Here is a 1,644-nt window from a genome sequence, read left to right as displayed (position 1 = left end):
GGGCCAGCGAACCGCCGTTGATGGCGATGGTCTGCCCCACCCCGTTGTGGAGCTGCTCGTAGTGGATGTGTGCGCCGAAGGAGTTGCCGGTGTTTCCGGTCAGCCCGATCTGCTGCCCCTGGGTGACGCCCGTGCCGTCTGCCACCGAGAACGCGGAGAGATGAAAGTAGTAGGTCTGCCACCCGCCACCGTGATCGATGACGATGTAGTTGCCGGCGCCGCCCGGCTGCGAGTGCCGGTAGGCGGTGCCGGCAGCGGAGGCGAGTACGGGGGCGCCGTCGGTGGCACCGCCGTCGGCGCGGATGAAGTCCAGTGCCTGGCGCACCTCACTGCTGTGGTGGCTGTAGGTCCACTCTTGACCACACGGAAACGGCGCCTTGAAAGCGGGGGCGGCCTGTGCGGGCGACGCACTCAGGGAAAGGCCCGCGGCCACCAGGCACACCGCGAGAATCGCGGCGAGTCCTGCTCGAGGTGCAGCTCTGGTCATGACGCGACGCTCCTGCCGGACGACCGGTGATGCCGGTGTTGCACTTCGACGCCGCGAGTCTGGCGACCTGTCCCGACAGCTGTCAATAGGGTTGTGCGTGTTACGGCGCCGTGGAAGCGGGCGTTCCCGCGGGTCAACCGGTGTCCGCTTGACCACTGTCGCGGCCGTCGATTTCATACGAGGATGACTATCAATCGTCGTACTCTGCTCGGTCGGGTCGCCCTGGTCGGCACCGCTGTTGCGGCCGGTGGGCTACTTGCCCCCGACTCGGCCCGGGCCGCCTCCTGGAAGAAGCGCCTCACCGGTGCCGACCTGGACACCAACCATCGGTGGCAGGTCGCCGGCACCGACCTCGGCATCCCCTACGTGTTGGAGAACGGCTCCATCGGATACCTCTTCGGAGATACCTTCAACACCCCGTGGCCGGAGGGTCCGCCGGTGCCGAACGACTGGCGCTCGCCGGTGATGCTGCGCTCCCACGCCCATCCGGCTGCTGCCGACGGCGTGATCTTTGACAGCGCGGCTGGAGTCGCCGGTGACGGACGGGCCCCGGAGCTGATGCACAACGGTCACCTGGGTATCGGTATCGACGGCCTCTGGGAGGTGACCGTCATCCCCAACGACGGCATCAGTTTCCCGGAGACCGGCCGGCAGGTGATTTCGTACATGAGCATCGAGTACTGGACGCCACCCGGACAACCCGGACCCCACTGGCGGTCGCGCTACGCCGGGCTGGCCTTCAGTGACAACGGCAACGGGTTCGTTCGCACTCCGCTGAAGTGGTGGAACGACGGTACCAACACCGACCCGTACCAGATGTGGACGATGCAGCGCGACGGCGACTGGGTGTACGTCTTCTCCGTGCGCCCGGGGCGCCAGGACGGCCCGATGATGCTTCGTCGGGTCCGCTGGGACCAGCTCTTCTATCCCGAGTCGTACCAGGGCTGGGGTTGGAACGGCAGCGACTGGGGCTGGGGACGGCCCTGCACGCCGATCCTCACCGGCTCGTTCGGGGAGCCGTCGGTCCGGCGGCTCGCCGACGGTACCTGGGTGATGTCGTACCTCAACTGCGTCACTGGTTGCATCGTCACCCGTACGGCTGGCGGGCCGGACCAGGCCTGGACGGCGGAGAAGGTGCAGATTTTCCCGTGGCAGGA

2 protein-coding genes are annotated in these 1,644 nt (G+C 67.3%); one reads left to right on the top strand and one right to left on the bottom strand.

Annotated features, from left to right (window positions below):
* Nucleotides 1–487: M23 family metallopeptidase (locus H0524_RS24610; protein WP_255435884.1), on the bottom strand; the 487-nt coding region annotated here is incomplete at its 3' end.
* 183 nt (nt 488–670) lie between these two features.
* On the opposite strand from H0524_RS24610, the gene H0524_RS10760 reads away from it, so the two are divergent.
* Nucleotides 671–1,644: DUF4185 domain-containing protein (locus H0524_RS10760; protein WP_180198538.1), on the top strand; the 974-nt coding region annotated here is incomplete at its 3' end.

The sequence above is a fragment of the Salinispora sp. H7-4 genome (assembly GCF_013416675.1).
GTDB classification, from domain to species: domain Bacteria; phylum Actinomycetota; class Actinomycetes; order Mycobacteriales; family Micromonosporaceae; genus Micromonospora; species Micromonospora vitiensis.
This window is presented reverse-complemented; position numbering and strand designations above follow the sequence as displayed.